Source organism: Olleya sp. Ti.3.14 (assembly GCF_038154885.1).
Taxonomy (GTDB): domain Bacteria; phylum Bacteroidota; class Bacteroidia; order Flavobacteriales; family Flavobacteriaceae; genus Olleya.
Map to the genome: position 1 here is coordinate 485,610 of NZ_JBAKAO010000001.1, position 17,629 is coordinate 503,238.

Genomic DNA, 17,629 nt, shown 5'->3' on the forward strand with positions numbered 1-17,629 from the left:
TACAATTACATTTTATGAAGCGTACGCTATATTTTATTTGCTGTCTTGGATTTATATTATTTTGCAGTTCTTGTCGTAAGGATTTTGAATTTCAGGCTAGTACTGGAAATTTAGGTTTTTCCAAAGACACCGTTTATTTAGACACTATTTTTGCAAATATTGGTTCAAGTACGTACAACTTAAAGGTATACAACACTAGCAATGACGATATATCTATACCTAATGTATCTTTACAAAACGGAGAAAACTCTGGATATCGTTTAAATGTAGACGGTCAAGCTGGAAAAAGTTTTCAAGACGTGCAAATCCTAGCAAAAGACAGTCTTTTTATATTTATCGAAACGACTTTTAATACAAACAACTCACCTATTATTGATAATCAGTTTGTATATACAGATAAAATATTGTTTGATTCTGGAGATAATCTTCAAGATGTAGATTTAGTAACTTTAGTTAAAGACGCTATTTTTATCTATCCTGACAAGGATAATACAACTGGCATAATTGAAACCTTGACTTTAACTATTGATGGAGAATCTGTTGCAACAGATATACAAGGTCGCGAGTTATTGCCTGAAGAATTAACTTTTACTAATCAAAAACCATACGTTATTTATGGCTATGCAGCTGTACCAAATGGAGAAACACTAACCATAGATGCTGGTGCACGCGTTCATTTTCATGCAAACTCAGGTTTATTAGTCTCCGAAGGTGCTACTTTAAATGTCAATGGTACTTTAAGTAGTGACCCAGAAGTATTAGAAAATGAAGTCATTTTTGAAGGTGACCGTTTAGAGCCAATATACAGTGATGTACCTGGACAATGGGGAACTATTTGGTTATTTGAAGGCAGTCAAAATAATACTATTAATTATGCTACAATTAAAAATGCAACCGTAGGTGTGTTATCCGATGGTAATGCAGATGCTGTAACCGATAAATTAACCATTACAAACTCTCAAATCTATAATATAAGTACGTTTGGTATTTTAGGTAGAAACACGTCGATTAAAGCAGATAATATTGTTTTAAATAATGCTGGACAAGCTAGTTTTGGTGCCACTTTAGGTGGAAAATACAATGTCACCCACTCCACTATTGCTAATTATTGGAACAGTAGTTTTAGACAATTTCCAGCTTTATTAATTAATAATTTTGTTATCGATGAAGAAAACACTGCGTTTATTTCGGATTTAATCGAAGCTAATTTTAGTAATTGTATTATTTACGGAAATGATAACCCTGAGTTATTAATTGATCAAATTGAAGACGCATCTGTAGTTTTTAACTTTAAGTTTACTAATTGTTTATTACGTTTTCAAGATTCTAGTAATTTCTTTTCTAGTCCTAATTATGATTTTGATGATGCCACACATTATGAAAACATGATTTTTAACCAAGATCCTGATTTTAGAGATGTTTTTGAAAACGATATGATTATTGGTGAGAACTCAGCTGCTAATGGTCAAGGTAACACAGCATTTGCTGCACAAGTCCCAAACGATATTTTAGGCGTTAACAGAACCACTAGTCCGGACTTAGGTGCATTTCAACATATCATCTTTTAGATTGAACGAAAGAAAAAAATAGTGCTAGCTTTTTCAATTAGTTTTGAACTAAATAACAACCCTCAATTATTTAGTCATGATAAAGTTAAAAAGAAATATGAGCAATTTTGATAGATTAGTCCGTTTTATAGTGATTATATTGCTTATCTCTATATTATATGTTGGAGAATTTAATGGTCTGATAGCTTATATAATTATAATCGTTTCCGCTATGTTTTTATTTGCTAGTGTTACAGCTTTTTGCCCATTTTACAAATCGACTAACATTTCTACTTATGATTCTGACGACTATCTATAACGTCCTCATTAACATTTGATTTTATAGTTACATTATATAAAAATGGTCTGATTATTGAGAATAAACAAAAAGTTTAATCTCTTAAATATAATCTTATGAAATCAAGTAAAATTACTCAACGTATTGCAGCTTTAGTTTTATTATTATTTATGATTACTGCAAATGGACAAACAAAGCATAAAAGCAACTCTAGCTTATTAGCTTTGGAAACCTTAAATTTAATTACTTTTTTTAATACATTAAACGCACATCCAAATGACTTTTATAAAGGTGAAATGACTTTGACTGATGGATCAATTCTTATTGGATATTTTAGTTTAAACAATTCAAGTACTGATAATTATGTTGTGTTGCATGACGATGGAGAAACTTACCATTATTATTGTAAGGATGAAATTAATGATGTTATGTTATACAATCCAAATTCTGACAGTAATACAATATTTGAATTTATAAAAGACGATGGTAAATTATACCGAAAAGTATATGATAATAATAAGGATGTTATAGTTTATGACACTGCTAATTATCCTTTTGACAATAGCTTAGTTGACCAAGTTATTATTGATGTAGATAATCAATTAATTGAAACATGGAATTTTTGGACTTCTGGACCAAAACATGATTTGATAAAATATCTAAGAGATAGAGATAATATTAGATATAAGCGCAGCCAATTTAAGTCGTTAGACGATATATTTGAAAAATTATAAAACAAAAAAGCCTGCTAAAATATAGCAGGCTTTTTTTTCCGCGAAAGCGAAAAATCATTTTATAATAGACTAAGCCACAAACAATGGTAACTCGCTCATCATTGCATTAACTTTAATTGCTATTTCGTCTAATAAATCTTCGTTTTCATGATTCATGATTACTTGATCAATAAGGTCTACAATAGCTTCCATTTCGTTTTCTTTTAAACCTCTTGTTGTAATTGCAGCAGTACCAATTCTAATTCCAGAAGTTACAAATGGTGATTTATCATCAAAAGGCACCATGTTTTTATTAACTGTAATGTCTGCTTTTACTAAAGCTTTTTCAGCATCTTTACCTGTAATATTTTTGTTACGTAGGTCAATTAACATCATGTGGTTATCTGTACCACCAGATATAATTTTGTAGTCACGCTTAACAAAAGCGTCTGCCATTGCTGATGCATTTTTTTTAACCTGTAGCATATAATGCATAAACGGTTCTGTTAATGCTTCTCCAAAAGCAATTGCTTTTGCAGCAATTATATGCTCCAATGGACCACCTTGATTACCAGGAAATACACCAGAATCTAAAAGTGATGACATCATTTTTAAATTTCCGTTTTTAAGTTTTAATCCAAATGGGTTTTCAAAATCTTTACCCATTAATATCATACCTCCTCTTGGTCCACGTAACGTTTTATGTGTTGTAGTTGTTACAATATGACAATGTGGTAATGGGTCGTTTAAAATACCTTTTGCAATTAATCCTGCTGGATGTGATATATCTGCTAATAACAAAGCACCAACGCTATCAGCTATTGCTCTAAAACGTTTAAAATCTATATCTCTAGAATATGCAGATGCTCCTGCGATAATTAATTGTGGCTTTTCACGCGTTGCTATCTCTTGAATCGTGTCATAGTTTAAAACACCTGTAGACTCTTCTACTCCATAAAAAACTGGGTTGTATAGTTTACCCGAAAAGTTAACTGGAGAGCCATGTGTTAAATGTCCACCATGAGATAAGTCAAAACCTAAGATTTTATCTCCTGGTTTTAATACTGCATGATAAACTGCTGTATTTGCCTGGCTTCCAGAGTGTGGTTGCACATTTGCATATGCAGCACCAAACAATGTTTTTGCTCTGTCAATTGCGATTTGTTCTACCTCGTCAACCACTTCACAACCACCATAATAGCGCTTTCCAGGATACCCTTCGGCATATTTGTTAGTTAGCACAGATCCAGCTGCTTCCATAACTTGGTCACTGACAAAGTTTTCGGATGCAATCAATTCTATACCATCTAGTTGGCGTTCTTTTTCTGCTTGAATTAGTTCAAAAATTTGTTCGTCGCGTTGCATAATTGTATGTTTTTAAATTTCCGCTTTAAGCGAAAATAGTTTTATCGTTAAATATTTATCAAAAATAAGAAATACTGCTTGTAAATAATTGAAAAAACATATATTTACTTAGAATTTATAAACAACAAATCAACAATTATATATATGCCATTATCCGCAAATAATCCAGACAGAAAATCATGGTTACACGTCGATAAAAACTCTGACTTTCCTATTCAAAATATTCCTTTTGGTGTTTTCTTAACTAGAGACGACATTATTACCATTGGAACACGAATTGGAGACACAGCAATTGATTTAGGCGCTTTACACCAATTAGGTTATTTTGAAGGCATCCCATTAACAGATGATATTTTTCTTCAAGACACCTTAAACGATTTTATTGCTGATGGACGCAAAACGTGGCGTTTGGTTAGAAATAGAATTGCTGAAATATTTGATGCTGACAATGATTCGCTTAAAAATAATGTAAAACATAAAGAAGTTGTTTTATTTAGATTAGACGAAATTGAAATGCAGTTACCAGTACAAATTGGTGATTACACAGATTTTTATTCTAGTATAGAACATGCTACTAATGTTGGGACTATGTTTAGAGATCCTGACAATGCCTTATTACCAAACTGGTTACACATACCTGTTGGTTACCATGGTAGAAGCAGCTCCATCATCCCATCTGGAATACCAGTGCATAGACCACAAGGTCAAACCTTACCTGCTGGAGCAACTGAGCCTGTATTTGGACCAAGTAAATTAGTGGATTTTGAGTTAGAAATGGCTTTTATTACTACTGATGCGAATGATTTAGGAGAACCAATTCCGGTTAATGAAGCTGAAGAATATATTTTTGGTTTAGTATTATTTAATGATTGGTCTGCACGTGACATCCAAAAATGGGAATATGTGCCATTAGGACCATTTTTAGCTAAAAACTTTGCGTCATCAATATCTCCTTGGATTGTTACTTTAGACGCATTACAGCCATTTAAAGCTGACAGCCCAAAACCACTTAAAAAGCTTTTACCTTACTTACAACAAAACGGTAAAAAGAGTTACGATATTAATTTAGAAGTTGCTATACAACCAGAAAAAGCTAAAGAAACTGTGGTTAGTAAATCTAACTTTAAGCATATGTATTGGAGTATGTCGCAACAATTGGCGCATCATACTGTAAATGGATGTCCTGTTAACTCTGGAGATATGATGGGAAGTGGTACTATATCAGGACCAACACCAGATACTTATGGATCGATGTTAGAATTATCATGGAGAGGTGAAAAACCTGTTAAACTTAATGATGGTACAGAGCGTAAATTTATTAATGATAATGATACCGTTATTATGAGAGGTTACTGCGAAAAAGATGGTACTAGAATTGGATTTGGAGAAGTTAAAACAAAATTATTACCAGTGTTTGAGCCTAAAAAGGCAAAATAACAACTTATTAAATATCAAATAGTTAACCCTTAAATTTAAAAATTTAAGGGTTTCTTTTTTGGGTTTGGCACGTAAATTGAATTTCTATATATATAGAAACCAATTAAATCCAAAAAAGATGAGAAAATTTACACTTATTTCAGTAGTTCTTCTAGTGCTTACATCTTGTGTTGGAAGAAAACAAATCGAGAAACAATTACATTCTGGTGATTACGATTTAGCCATTAGTAATGCTTTAAAAAAGTTAGAAAATAACAAAGACAAAAAGCGTAAGCAAAGCTACGTAATGATGCTTCAAGATGCCTATTACAAAGTGGTTGACGAAGATCATACTAATTTAAACCATTTAACTAAAGATGGAAATCCAGAGTTGTATGAAACGATATATAACACCTATTTAGACTTAGATAGTCGTCAAAATGCAATCAAACGTGTTTTACCTTTACAAATTAGTGGACAAAATTTAGAACTTAGTTTTAATGATTATAGTGATGAAATAATTAACTATAAAACTAAAGTATCTGAGTATAAATACGGACAAGCTAAGCAGTTAATGACAACAGATAATAAGTTTTACAATCGTGATGCTTATGAGTTGTTACAGTCCATTGAAGCTATTAATCCTAACTACAAAAATGTTAGAGAATTATTAAGTGAGGCACATTTAAATGGGACAGATTTTGTTTTAGTTACTGTACAAAACCAGACACGTCAGATACTACCACAACGTTTGGAAGCCGATTTATTAAATTTTGATACTTATGGCCTTAATCAGTTTTGGACAGCATATCATGCTAATCAAGATCATACCATTGATTACGATTATGCAATGGAGCTACAATTACAACGTATAAATATCTCTCCAGAGCATATTACAGAAAGACAATTATTACGTCAAAAAGACATTATTGATGGTTGGGAGTATGTTTTAGACAGTAACGGAAATGTTGTAAAAGACAGTTTAGGTAATGATGTTAAACAAGATAAAATTATAAATATTAAAGCTAGATTTTTTGAAGTTAATCAACTTAAATCTACGCAAGTTATTGCTAAGGTTGTTTATACAGATTTAAAGCAAAATCAAATAATAGATAATTTTTTAATAGATAGTGAGTTTGTTTTTGAAAACACTTTTGGAACTGTAAAAGGAAATCGCAGAGCTTTAAACACTGAAGATTTACAATTACTAAAAAACCAACAAGTACACTTTCCTAGTAATGAACAAATGGTTTATGACACTGGAGAAGACTTAAAATACAAATTAAAAGATATTATAACAAGATATAGTTTTAGAGGTTAAATTTATGTGCTATATCAAAACAAAACTCTCAAATAACTTTGGGAGTTTTTTATGTCTAATAGTTGATTAAGCAATTAAATAATAGTTGACCTATCTAGTTTTCATCAAACTTCAATTTATTATTTTTCATAGCTTCTTGCCAACCATGTGGAAAGATACCATGACCATTATTAACAATGTTTTTCATCATTACTATTACTTGGTTTTTAATAGTAACAGGAAGGCTGTAAAGCTGTTTATCGACCTGTGTGTTTCTCTCATTATCAAGGATACCGTTTTGGTGTCTTACTCCACTTTTTTTATTCTTATAATAAACCAATATTTTTAATCGTCCATCATCAAAATCGTTTAAAGCTTTAGTACCATATACAATTATTGGATCGGCAAGACCATCATTATCATAATCCTCTATTTTTAAATATTTTGTCCAATGCGTTATCGTGTATTCTTGGGAGTCAGGTATTATAAAATCGTTTAATTTCCATTCTAAATCAAAAACAGCGTTATTGTATAAAAAACAATGAACCTTAATAGCATCAAAACAAGTGTCTTGTACTTGGCATTGCTTTAAGTTTTTAGACAATATAATAAAATGCTTACCTGCTTTATCCTTATATTGATAAACTGTGTGTATCACGTAATCTAACTGTAACTGATCTTTAATATTTACTGTAAATAAAGAATTAATTTCTTGTTCTGATAACTGTTTACTAATCACTTTAAAATCTTGTCCAAATGCGACGTTATTAATTAAAAGTAACAGTATAATTATTAGTTTATTCATTTAAAAAATGGGAATTAACCTGATTTATGTTAGTTGTAAATTCTAATTATTTCGCCATTTCCCTTTCCATTTACACTTCTAACATAGCCATTTATAACTTTATTCATAGGGATTGGATTATGTCCAGGAAAATAGTCTTTGTATTTTATATAAGCATCTTCTACCATTCCTGAAGACACCACATTTACTCTAATTCCATTTTCAATTTCTAGAGCCACTGCTTGTACAAAACTATGAATACCACCATTTACCATAGCAGCACTTGTGGTCTTAACAACAGGATCGTCTGCTAAAATACCAGTGGATAAAGTTATTGATCCTTTTGGGTTTAAATACTGTTGTCCAATACGCACCAGATTAACTTGTCCCATTAATTTACTTTTTAATCCAATATAATAATCGTCTTCAGTAAGATTATTAAAATCGTCCCATTTTGCCTCTCCTGCAATACAAATAATGGCATCTAATTTTCCAATTTGTTCAAACATGGCTTTTATTGACTTGCTATCTACAATATCAACAGTTACATCGCTATTGTTTCGTCCAGCGATTATTATTTGGTTGTTTTGTTTATAATGCGCAACAACAGTTTTTCCTATTGTACCGTTTCCTCCTATTATTAAAATTTTCATAGTTTGTTTTTTAAGTTAAACATTGATTTTTCTTGTAATTATCTTTGTTACTTCTTGAATTGCAAATGGTTAAATATAAACAGAAAGTCTTACTGGTACTTGAGCGTAATCCCTAATTAGCAGAATGCTAAACAAGATTTTTTGAATTATTAATTTTAATTAGGTAACTGTTAATTACTATTTGAGTAATTAAAGCGCCACAAAAAATCCCTAGATATCCAAATAGTTTAATATGAGTCAAATTTTTCAAAACAGTTCCAAAATATAAACCTGCTAAAATACCTAAGGTTAAAATGGCTAAATATTTTAGTAATTTAATTCTTCCTAATTTTATTAACTCATTATTCTTTTTTTCAAAAGACGCATTATTAAAAATATACTGTTTTAAATTGTCTATATATTTTTCAAAAATTGATGAAAAAGCTATTGGTGTAATAACTCCAAAACCATAGGTTTTAACAGTATGATGGATAACAATTTTATGATTATCAACACTTTTGACTCTAATATTAGATTCCCAATTTAGAACATTTAGTTTCCAGCCATCAAAAATTGACCCTTTTTTCTCAAAAACAAGATCGGTTTCATCCTTAATAATTTTAAGATTATTATTTTCAAAATAGTTAATAAGCTTGTCCTTTGTGACTGCATTATAATTTATTTGAAATTCAAAACTATTATGATATTCTTTCATAAGCTCAGATAATTAGACTGTTATACTATGATTAATTAAGGATAAATTTAAACATTAGTTTTATACGCTGTTGTCGTTAGATTTTTTATCCAATTTAATTTTGGAACAAGTATTTAAAAGTTTGGCTATTTTTTTTTCAAACTACAAATCAGGCCATTTTAAATTAGCTTGTGTAATTGTCACACAGAGTTAATTAGTGATTTTTAGATTTTAAAAACAGCACCAACATTAAAACTCATATAAAAATTCTTTCCACCTCTTTGTTCAGTAGTGTCGGTAAGTCCAATCAGATTAAAATTTTCAACGACCATTAAAAAATTGGGTAATATTTGAAATTTATATCCAATGCCTCCATTAATTCCAAATTGAGTTGATTTAGCCAAGTCATTTATACTAATAAAACCATTTCCATCATTGTAATTTGCTTCTGCTTCAATTAAAAATCCAACACTAATTCCATAATTTATGTACCAGTTTTGTTTTGCTCCAAAGTGATAATTAATAGTTAATGGAACAGTAATGTACTTTGTTCTTTCGGAATAATTGTCAGAAAAAATTAAAAAGTCAGCATTGTTAGTTCCCATTTTTTGATAAAGCAAACCTGAGCGTAAACTCCAATTGTTGTTAAAATAATAATTTCCGTAAACTCCTAATTGAATACCAGAAACAGCTGATGAGCCAAAAAGGAAAGAATGAAATTGGTAAGAATCACTATATCCTATTATTGGAGTAACTTCTAAATCTCCTTTTTCTGTCGTTTGTCCATAACTTAATAAACTACTAATTAAAAAGCCAAAGCAGATTACATATTTCATATCATATTTTTATTTTTTGATCTATAATTTTAATCACCAATGTCGATCAAAACAAGGCAAAACAATACTGCTCACGGATTAACAGATTGATTTTGGTTAATCAATACCATTTTACAATCACATACTTTTGTATTAAAGATTAGACCAGTGCTATTTTATACCTTAGTGTAATCATATTTTTCTACTCTTGTACTTCTGTATAGCCTGGTAATCCGTGTAAACATTTTATAATTTGATTTCCTCCAGGTTCGCCAGCGTGATAATGGTATCCTCTTTCTTCATCAAAGTGTCCACCACATTCGTCTAAATTAGTAGGTTTATTTCCATTTTTGTCTAACAATCCAAAAATTCCAAAGCCATCAATCGCATAACCAATAATTGGCGCATGTGCATTGATTTGAGCGATTTCTTTTGTCGAGCCTGTTACTGCGTGATAATGGTATCCTCCATGTGGATTTACGTGTCCTCCATGATCGTCTAAAGGTGCAATTGTATGAGCAGCCAATATGGCGTGCGTTGGTGCTGGTGGATCATATTTAACTCCGTTAAAAGCAATTCCAATTCCGCCTCTTCCAAAACTTTGAGTGGTTTTTAGATATACAGGTTTTACAGGAAGTATAAAAGTGGTTACCTGATCTTTAAAATATTCTGGTAAACATTCCACACAATAATTATGGTAGGCTTCCTCAACTTCTGGTTTAGCAGCAGCCAAACAACCTTCTTCTGTGTCTGTAACCCTTATTGTTCCATCTTCTCTGTACAGCTGCCATTTATCGTCGCTATAAAACTCATCAAGTTTGGCAATAAAATGACCTGAAACATCATATACTTTATCATCTTTAAACCAGATTCCTGCTTTTTCCATGCCATCCTCGATATGTCTTGGACACCAAGGACCCATTTTATGTTCTGTTGCTTGCGAATTTGTTTTAATAACGTAGCACAAGGTTTCAACTCCATTTAATTCGATCATTTGCTTTTGGATTCCGTCAATAATATTTTCTGAAATAAAGTAATCTGTATTTACAGGCATTACCTTTACAGAAGTATCAATCTGGTTTGATAAATCCTTGTTTTCATTTGATTGTCGTGGTGGTCTACCCTCTTGATTTTTTTCTGCTTTATTAAGTTCGTCTAAAGTCAAAAAGCCATCATTATTACTGTCTATATTTTTAAAATCATTGGCAATTGGTCCATTAACCTCACTCTCGGACAGTTTACCATCGTTATTACTGTCTAATTCTGATATTAATTCTGTCAAAGACGGTCTTTGTCCATTAGGTTCTTGTTGCTCTTTTTTTTCTTGATTTGATTTACACGAAATTAAGAGTACTAAAACCAGTAGAAATGATAAAGTCTGTTTCATTTGTTGATTATTTAGGTTGTTTTATATTTTTAATAGTTATTCGTTTAAGGTAATTGATAAATTAGCGTAAATAATACCACCTATTCAAAATCTCACCATAAAAAGCTAATAAAAATCCCTTTAGTTATTGTCAAGTTTAACTTTTTAAAGGCGTCAATCAAATATTTTAAGATGGATTGTCTGTTTTTAATCTTTCTACTAAACCATTCGCCCAATCTTTAATTCTGGGTCCAAAGCATTCTAAAATAGCATCAACACCAACAACGCTTCCTTTTGCAAGCCTACCTAAAACTGCTAGATTAAGTGTTTGTTTTTTATTTTTAGAGACTACTAATCCATTTTGTTTTGTGTCTACACCAAGTTTACTGTGTATGGCTTGTATTAAATTATCATTTAATAAATTGGTTACAATTGGCGAAATTACTTTTTCGATTTTTGGACTGTCTAAAACAGTGTTAATCATGGTGTCTACTGTAATTTCTTGGTTATTTTTTTGTAATTGCCAGCCATTATATGTTAAATTAATTTCTGGATCGTTGACAAAATTTAAATCTAATGTACCTTGATAAGTTAAGGCTAATATCTGTTGTAAACTTTCAATAGGTGGTCCAAAAGCGTAACGTTTTATACGCTCATCAAGCGCGATAACTTTATTTATTATATCCTCTTGTAAAGCTGAGTGAGACATCATTGCGTATAATGTTGGCTGGCAATGACGCCAAACTTGACCTAAGCAATAATCTAAACTTATTGGCTGTTTTGCAGTAGCCATATCTACATAAGCTTGAATAATAACTTCTGGCGCATTATCGTGAGATAGTAATAACTCGTGTTTAAAATTTTCGTCTTTTAGATAGGCTTCTATTATTACTTTTAATGCTGTAACAGAAAAATTATGTTGGTAAGCGTGATTACCTAATTTTAAGTATTGATTGGCAACTATAGTCGCCATAGCTTTAATTAAAAAGGTGTTGCCATTATTATAATTTACATCCTCTTTAATTTGTAATAATTCTGACTTAAGACTTAAAATTTTAGCATCACTTGGTGTAAATAACGCATCAATTTTGGAGTTTAAAGGTTTACAAGCCATAGGTAAACCATCCAATGAAAAAGGTATAAGTTTTAAGGTGCTTTTTCCTGGATGATAATTCATTTTGTTTGTGTTGGCATCAATAACTTCAAAATAACCACCATTTGCTTTGGTTATAGCCCTAATAACATCTATGGTTGCTAGTCCAAAACCTCTAAGTCCAACTGTATGAGCTATGTTTTTATAATCTTTAGATAGTAAGTGTTTTATAGGATACGCTTTTAAAAACAAATTAACTGTGTTATTATTTTGAGCATAATTTATCCAATCTTTTAATTGTTTGGATGTTTTGGTTTCCTGATGTCCAATAGTCAGTACGACCTCGTCTGCATTATAATTGTTACCATTGTCAACAGTAATTGTAAAGGATTGATTGTTGTTTTTTACTTCTATAACTTCAGAATTAAAAACAGTCAATACATCAAGTTTTTGTAACGCTTGAGCAATACTAGTATAGCGCGCTTTTAAATACTTACCAACATCAGAACGTTTAGGAAACACTTCATGTTTATTATTATAAATAGCATCTTGACTTTTACCTGTCCAATCATGGTAAGACATAAAGCCTTCAATTTTAGTGTTTTTAATTTTTATTACAGGTCTTTTAGCGATAGTTAAAGCGCGTTCCGAAATATTTAACCAGTTAGTATCTGGTTGATCTAAATTATATATAGAACCGCAACCTAGTTGAGCAGATTTTTCAAAAACTACAATTTTTGGAAGTGTTTTTAAATTAGTATTTGATAATGCAATCATTATATTTTCTAATGCTGAAAGACCTCTTGGTCCACATCCAATGATAGCAATTGTTGTAGTTTTTGGTGTACTCATTTATAATTTTAAAATTGAAAAGACACTAATGAATTGTAAGATACTTAAAGAATATTTTTATTCATAATACAATTGCTATTTAATTATAAGATACTCCTTCAGACTCATTTTTAAAATTGAAATATTAACCTAAATCGCGCTTTTATGTTATTACTTCTTGTTTTGTTTTTATTATAACTTAGAAAAAAACAGATAAGTATCTATAAGTAATAAAGTAGCTAGACTATAGTTACAAAAATTATAAATGGTGTTAGCCACAGTCTTTATAGCTTTTCAAATTGGACTCCCATTAATGTAAAACTTGTAGCAGATTATATATTGGTGTTACCAAACGTTTTTATTCAATCAGTCCAAACAATGTGTTTTCATCGACGTCAAGAATTTTTAAAATTCCTTTTTCTTTTGAATAGTAAAGCGTTTTAGGATAATTTCTAAGAATATAAACATTTGAATAATCAACACCTTCTAAACTAGTAGTGTCAATAAATTCATTTTGGAAATAATAAAAATCATCTCCAAAACAATCATAAAAATAAGCTGTAAATTCAAAGTCATTATCTCTATCACTTTTTACAGTTATCTCTCCTTTATAGCAATTTGAATTATCAATAAATGAAATTCTTCCAACTTCTATAAAATCGTCTGAAGAAGAGCCAAATATAAATGATGATTCGTTAGGACCATCAGCAATATATTCTATAGTTTTTGAGTTAACAGAAAAAGAAATAATCTCATTAGTTTCTATGTTTTTCAATTGAAAAATTTCGCCTATTTCATAAGTTAGTAATGCTTTACCTTCTTGACTTAAATCATAATATTGGTCTTCAACTTTGCAAGAGGTGACTAACAAAAGGATAATTACTATTTTAAGATTATAAATAAATTTGTTAGTCATTTTGATGTTTTTTTTCTTCAATTGGGTAACGTATTTATGTACGACTTAGATACGTGTTTCCAAACTAAAGTTAACCAATAAATCACAGATAAAACATCCGTGAGTGTTTTTGTTGGTAAGATAAAACTGGTAGTAGATTATATATAGTGCTACCCAACGTTATTTTTTATCAGTCCAGCATTTTTCATAATTCCAATTGCTTTTTCTGTTTCATTTATTCCATCAGTTAATGATCCTGGAAGCATAATAAGGCGACTTTTTATTTTTCCGTCATTCTGCTCAAAATTCACTTTAAAATAACTTCTAGTCAAAAACTTTTTAGCAGACTTAAATTCCACGTTTTTTATTTTATCCCGATCAATAATTGGTATTGCACTTAAATTTATACTTTTAGTCATACTGTACACTAGATAAGCTCCAATTCCGAAATACATAGCTAATTCAATCCAATCTTTTTTTATTAATTTGGTGTAAGCCATATATAACAAGATAACAGCCATAATGCCATACATTCCTAATATACGATAGATACTTTTTCCAATTGTCAACTCGGCCACATTTCCAATAATTCCGTCACGAGTCAGAATAATTTTGTCCTCAGTAATGTGACAAAATCCAGTTTTAGTTTTAAATGTTTGTTCGGTTTTCACTAATGTATGCTAATGTGTTTGTGTATGAGTTGTTGCGTTGGTTTATTATTAATTTAGCAAATAAAAGCCCAATAGAAAACCTATGAGGATTTTTGTAGTTAGGCCAGAGCCAGCAATACAATATATACGATTTTGTATATCGTTATTTTTGATATTCGATTTTTCTTTCCCATACCAAACCTAAATCTCCATTGGTATAGCTTTTTTTAGTTATCCAATGTCCTTGCTTGTCATAATGGTATTCCCAATTATTCCACTGTTTTTGTTTTTCATCTTTGTCGTACCAATGTTGTGTTAAGATGTTGTTGTGCATATCATAAGTAGAAATAAATTTTGTGTAATCACCATTAGCTTTAAAAGATTCGGAAATCACTTCATTTCCATTTGAATCATAAATGTATGTTTGAGTTTCGTTGCTTCCATATGAATTGTAATGTATTTTTTGTATCATTTCATTATTAGAATTATATTCAAATTCAGTTGTAGAGACTTTATCCGATTTAGGGACGCCTCCAATTTTTGATATTACATTTCCGTTTATATCGTACTCGTTTTTTTGGATATAAAATAATTTATTTTTGCTGTTATAATTTTTTAATTCTATTTCATTTCCGTTATCGTCAATTGTAATAATATAATATTGTTTCAGGTTTCCTTTTAAATCACAAATTGTTTTTTTTATTTGTTTTTCACTTTCGTCTTTTTGAATTTTGGTAACCCTATAAATATTCCCTTTGCCATCGTATTGACCGTATTCAATTATCTTTTCATTGTCATCATACACTTCATACTTTACAAGATGGTCGTCTTTAAATGCAGAATCTCGTGGCATTTCTGAAAATCTATTTGTACTGTATTTTGCATGAATAATTTTCCTTATTTTTAAACTATCTTGCCCACCTTGAGCCCAAATAATATAAGTTGAGCAAATTAATGCTAAAGTCAATAAAAATATGTTTTTCGTTTTCATTTTTTAATGTTGTATCGCGCTGTTGCGTGTGGCTTTTTTCGTGGTTTAAGCATCTAATTTAGCAAATAAAAACCAAATAGAAAATCTGCGAGGACTTTAGAAAGTAGGCTAAAACTAGCCATTAATTATAAGCTTTGTTGCGAAACGTTATTCTATTATTATCATTAGTTTTTACTCAAGATCTTTTCCTCTTTTTCCACCTTTCTCTTCAATAGCATCTGCTAAAGCTTCAAGTTCAAGAATATTATAATCTTCAGCTAAATCCACGTCATTAATAATTAAATAAATAAAATCTAAAAGGGTTTCTTTTTCGCCATTAATAATCTCATATGTATTAAAATCAACAGAATATGTCTTGTCGATTGCTAATTGTTGTAAATATCCATAAAACCCACTAGAAACAGATCGTTTGAGTAATTGTTCTCTTTCGCGTATGCCCTCAACGCCATCATCGCCACAGATTAGTATATGACTATTTTTATTCAAAAAATCTGAAACTTTTTTCTTTCTATCTGGGTCGTTTAAATCAGTTCCAACTTCTCGCAAAATTGCTCTATCAAACTCATCAGTTGGATTAGTATTTCCCCAAGTACAATATCCATACGAACAAATTTTTGATGCCAATTCTTCGTAATTAGAGTTATTTTCATTATTCGAGTCTTGAGCATTAACCGCATTAATTCCAACGAAAAAAAGGATGACTATATAATGTATTATTTTCATAATGTTATTTTTAAATGTTTTACAATGTATTTGTATATGGTTTGTTGCGTACTTCAAATAACTAAGTTAGCAAATAAAAACCGGATAGAAAGTCCGCGAGGATTTTCGGAAGTAAGCAAAAAGCCAGCAATAAATTAGATACGCTGTTGGCATACGTTTTTTGCTTAAAGTGTATTTTAGTTATTTTTGTTTCTATAAATATTTCCATCTTTCATTATAAATACAACGTTTTCTAATGTAGAGATGAAATCATTAATAATATCTCCTTTTACAGCTATAATATCTGCATTTGCTTTAGGTTTTATGTGTCCAATTTCATTTTCTCTTCCTAATTGAAAAGCTGAAATATATGTGCTGGATTGAAGTATATCTAAAGGCTTCATTCCTGCTTCAAAATAATACCTATACATGTCTTTTGATGATTTTCCAGATGATACTTTTATATCTGTATAATTATCAGAACCAGCCACTATAGGAATACCTATTTCAATTGCTCTATCAAGTCTTTTTTTCATCCTATTAATATAGTTATCAATCCAATCTAACTCATTTTGGTTATAATTGGCCAGTTTTGCATAAGTATACATATATGATTTACTATTTTCTGTAGGTACAAGAAAGATTTGCTTTTCTGCCATTTTTACTAAAGTGCTATCTGCTAAATTAAACCCATGTTCAATTCCATCTACACCTGCTTCAATTGCATTCCATGCGGATTGATTTGTTACGGAATGAGCTGTGACTTTTAAATTATATGAGTGAGCAGTCTCTACAATAGCTCTTATTTCATCTATTGTTAAATAGGTGTTATTGGGAATATTATCAGCGCAAATTTTGATCAAGTCTACATTTTGATTAACATGTTCACGGACAGCATTTTTTGCATCTTCAGGACTTGTTATTATTCGATATTCTAAATCTATTATGTTTTGATGTTTAGGTAGCACACCATAAACTTGTCCGCCATTTGCTGCCAAAATTGGACCAGATGCAAAAATACGAGGACCATCAATCGTTCCTTCATTAATAGCGTCTCGAAGAGCTACATCTAGGTATAAACCAGAGTTTCCAAGATCCTTAATACTTGTTATTCCTTCTTCTAAGTAACTTTTTGCTCTTTTGGCAGCACGAAGCGCTCTTAAAGCATCACTCTCCATGGTCAGCGATTTAACGCTGTGTTCAGCAAAATCTTCATTGGCCTCTTGAGAAAAAAGGACATGTGTATGAGCATCAATTAGTCCAGGAAGAACAGTATAATTCGTTAAATCTATAACTTCGCTGTTTTTAGGTAAAGATTCAAATTCGCCAATAGAAATAATTTTTGTCCCTTGAATTTGTATAAGTTTGTTTTTTAGTAGCTTATTGCTTTTACTTTCGTATAAAAAACCAGCTTTAATATAGGTGTTTTTTTGTTGTCCTATTAATCTCGTATGCGAGGAAATAATAATTATGAATAAAAATATAAGGGTTTTATACATGTCTCAATTTTTGTTTAAATGTATACCAACGTGATTGT

General features: G+C 30.5%; 17 protein-coding genes. 5 read left to right on the forward strand and 12 right to left on the reverse strand.

Going from position 1 to position 17,629, the window contains the following annotated elements:
- Window positions 1-14: 14 nt before the first annotated feature.
- The 3 genes from V6251_RS02290 (at window position 15) to V6251_RS02300 (ending at window position 2,579) form a co-directional block, all read left to right on the forward strand.
- Complete coding sequence (locus V6251_RS02290; RefSeq protein WP_341586874.1) at window positions 15-1,568, forward strand: hypothetical protein; 1,554 nt, start codon at window positions 15-17, stop codon at window positions 1,566-1,568.
- Window positions 1,569-1,644: 76 nt separating this feature from the next.
- A complete protein-coding gene (locus V6251_RS02295; RefSeq protein WP_341586875.1) occupies window positions 1,645-1,866 on the forward strand; it encodes a YgaP family membrane protein in 222 nt (73 codons plus the stop codon).
- 95 nt (window positions 1,867-1,961) lie between these two features.
- Complete coding sequence (locus V6251_RS02300) at window positions 1,962-2,579, forward strand: hypothetical protein (RefSeq protein ID WP_341586876.1); 618 nt, start codon at window positions 1,962-1,964, stop codon at window positions 2,577-2,579.
- 69 nt (window positions 2,580-2,648) lie between these two features.
- Here V6251_RS02300 and glyA read toward each other — a convergent pair whose 3' ends face one another.
- A complete protein-coding gene (gene glyA / locus V6251_RS02305; RefSeq protein ID WP_341586877.1) occupies window positions 2,649-3,923 on the reverse strand; it encodes a serine hydroxymethyltransferase in 1,275 nt (424 codons plus the stop codon).
- Window positions 3,924-4,067: 144 nt separating this feature from the next.
- Between glyA and fahA the strand changes: the two genes are divergently transcribed.
- Window positions 4,068-5,360 (forward strand): fumarylacetoacetase, encoded by a 1,293-nt coding sequence (fahA, locus tag V6251_RS02310; RefSeq protein ID WP_292944575.1) that lies wholly within the window; start codon window positions 4,068-4,070, stop codon window positions 5,358-5,360.
- A 118-nt stretch (window positions 5,361-5,478) separates the two neighbouring features.
- Window positions 5,479-6,660, forward strand: coding sequence for a hypothetical protein (locus V6251_RS02315; RefSeq protein ID WP_341586878.1), 1,182 nt, complete (start codon window positions 5,479-5,481; stop codon window positions 6,658-6,660).
- Between the two features lie 94 nt (window positions 6,661-6,754).
- On the opposite strand, the gene V6251_RS02320 is transcribed toward V6251_RS02315, so the two are convergent.
- From V6251_RS02320 to V6251_RS02370, 11 genes are all read right to left on the reverse strand, one after another.
- Window positions 6,755-7,444 (reverse strand): M949_RS01915 family surface polysaccharide biosynthesis protein, encoded by a 690-nt coding sequence (locus V6251_RS02320; protein ID WP_341586879.1) that lies wholly within the window; start codon window positions 7,442-7,444, stop codon window positions 6,755-6,757.
- A 29-nt stretch (window positions 7,445-7,473) separates the two neighbouring features.
- The gene (locus V6251_RS02325) at window positions 7,474-8,076 is read right to left on the reverse strand and encodes a short chain dehydrogenase (RefSeq protein WP_341586880.1); all 603 of its coding nucleotides are present in this window, start codon (window positions 8,074-8,076) and stop codon (window positions 7,474-7,476) included.
- Window positions 8,077-8,203: 127 nt separating this feature from the next.
- Window positions 8,204-8,770, reverse strand: coding sequence for a hypothetical protein (locus V6251_RS02330; protein WP_341586881.1), 567 nt, complete (start codon window positions 8,768-8,770; stop codon window positions 8,204-8,206).
- 203 nt (window positions 8,771-8,973) lie between these two features.
- On the reverse strand, window positions 8,974-9,585 hold the full coding sequence (locus tag V6251_RS02335; protein ID WP_341586882.1) for an outer membrane beta-barrel protein: 612 nt from the start codon (window positions 9,583-9,585) through the stop codon (window positions 8,974-8,976).
- A 181-nt stretch (window positions 9,586-9,766) separates the two neighbouring features.
- Window positions 9,767-10,951, reverse strand: a complete 1,185-nt coding sequence (locus V6251_RS02340; RefSeq protein ID WP_341586883.1) for a YHYH protein — start codon at window positions 10,949-10,951, stop codon at window positions 9,767-9,769.
- A 166-nt stretch (window positions 10,952-11,117) separates the two neighbouring features.
- Window positions 11,118-12,875 (reverse strand): FAD/NAD(P)-binding protein, encoded by a 1,758-nt coding sequence (locus tag V6251_RS02345; protein WP_341586884.1) that lies wholly within the window; start codon window positions 12,873-12,875, stop codon window positions 11,118-11,120.
- Window positions 12,876-13,212: 337 nt separating this feature from the next.
- The gene (locus tag V6251_RS02350) at window positions 13,213-13,770 is read right to left on the reverse strand and encodes a hypothetical protein (RefSeq protein WP_341586885.1); all 558 of its coding nucleotides are present in this window, start codon (window positions 13,768-13,770) and stop codon (window positions 13,213-13,215) included.
- A 149-nt stretch (window positions 13,771-13,919) separates the two neighbouring features.
- On the reverse strand, window positions 13,920-14,420 hold the full coding sequence (locus tag V6251_RS02355; RefSeq protein ID WP_341586886.1) for a phosphoribosylaminoimidazolesuccinocarboxamide synthase: 501 nt from the start codon (window positions 14,418-14,420) through the stop codon (window positions 13,920-13,922).
- 142 nt (window positions 14,421-14,562) lie between these two features.
- Window positions 14,563-15,390, reverse strand: a complete 828-nt coding sequence (locus tag V6251_RS02360; protein ID WP_341586887.1) for a hypothetical protein — start codon at window positions 15,388-15,390, stop codon at window positions 14,563-14,565.
- 171 nt (window positions 15,391-15,561) lie between these two features.
- Window positions 15,562-16,113 (reverse strand): hypothetical protein, encoded by a 552-nt coding sequence (locus V6251_RS02365; protein WP_341586888.1) that lies wholly within the window; start codon window positions 16,111-16,113, stop codon window positions 15,562-15,564.
- Between the two features lie 176 nt (window positions 16,114-16,289).
- On the reverse strand, window positions 16,290-17,591 hold the full coding sequence (locus V6251_RS02370) for a metal-dependent hydrolase family protein (RefSeq protein WP_341586889.1): 1,302 nt from the start codon (window positions 17,589-17,591) through the stop codon (window positions 16,290-16,292).
- Window positions 17,592-17,629: the final 38 nt, after the last annotated feature.

Excerpts from the sequence above, each read along its gene's own strand:
- V6251_RS02290 (WP_341586874.1), top strand. The coding sequence starts at position 15 with ATGAAGCGTACGCTATATTTTATTTGCTGTCTTGGATTTATATTATTT.
- V6251_RS02295 (WP_341586875.1), top strand. The coding sequence starts at position 1,645 with ATGATAAAGTTAAAAAGAAATATGAGCAATTTTGATAGATTAGTCCGT.
- V6251_RS02300 (WP_341586876.1), top strand. The coding sequence starts at position 1,962 with ATGAAATCAAGTAAAATTACTCAACGTATTGCAGCTTTAGTTTTATTA.
- glyA (WP_341586877.1), bottom strand. The coding sequence starts at position 3,923 with ATGCAACGCGACGAACAAATTTTTGAACTAATTCAAGCAGAAAAAGAA.
- fahA (WP_292944575.1), top strand. The coding sequence starts at position 4,068 with ATGCCATTATCCGCAAATAATCCAGACAGAAAATCATGGTTACACGTC.
- V6251_RS02315 (WP_341586878.1), top strand. The coding sequence starts at position 5,479 with ATGAGAAAATTTACACTTATTTCAGTAGTTCTTCTAGTGCTTACATCT.
- V6251_RS02320 (WP_341586879.1), bottom strand. The coding sequence starts at position 7,444 with ATGAATAAACTAATAATTATACTGTTACTTTTAATTAATAACGTCGCA.
- V6251_RS02325 (WP_341586880.1), bottom strand. The coding sequence starts at position 8,076 with ATGAAAATTTTAATAATAGGAGGAAACGGTACAATAGGAAAAACTGTT.
- V6251_RS02330 (WP_341586881.1), bottom strand. The coding sequence starts at position 8,770 with ATGAAAGAATATCATAATAGTTTTGAATTTCAAATAAATTATAATGCA.
- V6251_RS02335 (WP_341586882.1), bottom strand. The coding sequence starts at position 9,585 with ATGAAATATGTAATCTGCTTTGGCTTTTTAATTAGTAGTTTATTAAGT.
- V6251_RS02340 (WP_341586883.1), bottom strand. The coding sequence starts at position 10,951 with ATGAAACAGACTTTATCATTTCTACTGGTTTTAGTACTCTTAATTTCG.
- V6251_RS02345 (WP_341586884.1), bottom strand. The coding sequence starts at position 12,875 with ATGAGTACACCAAAAACTACAACAATTGCTATCATTGGATGTGGACCA.
- V6251_RS02350 (WP_341586885.1), bottom strand. The coding sequence starts at position 13,770 with ATGACTAACAAATTTATTTATAATCTTAAAATAGTAATTATCCTTTTG.
- V6251_RS02360 (WP_341586887.1), bottom strand. The coding sequence starts at position 15,390 with ATGAAAACGAAAAACATATTTTTATTGACTTTAGCATTAATTTGCTCA.
- V6251_RS02365 (WP_341586888.1), bottom strand. The coding sequence starts at position 16,113 with ATGAAAATAATACATTATATAGTCATCCTTTTTTTCGTTGGAATTAAT.
- V6251_RS02370 (WP_341586889.1), bottom strand. The coding sequence starts at position 17,591 with ATGTATAAAACCCTTATATTTTTATTCATAATTATTATTTCCTCGCAT.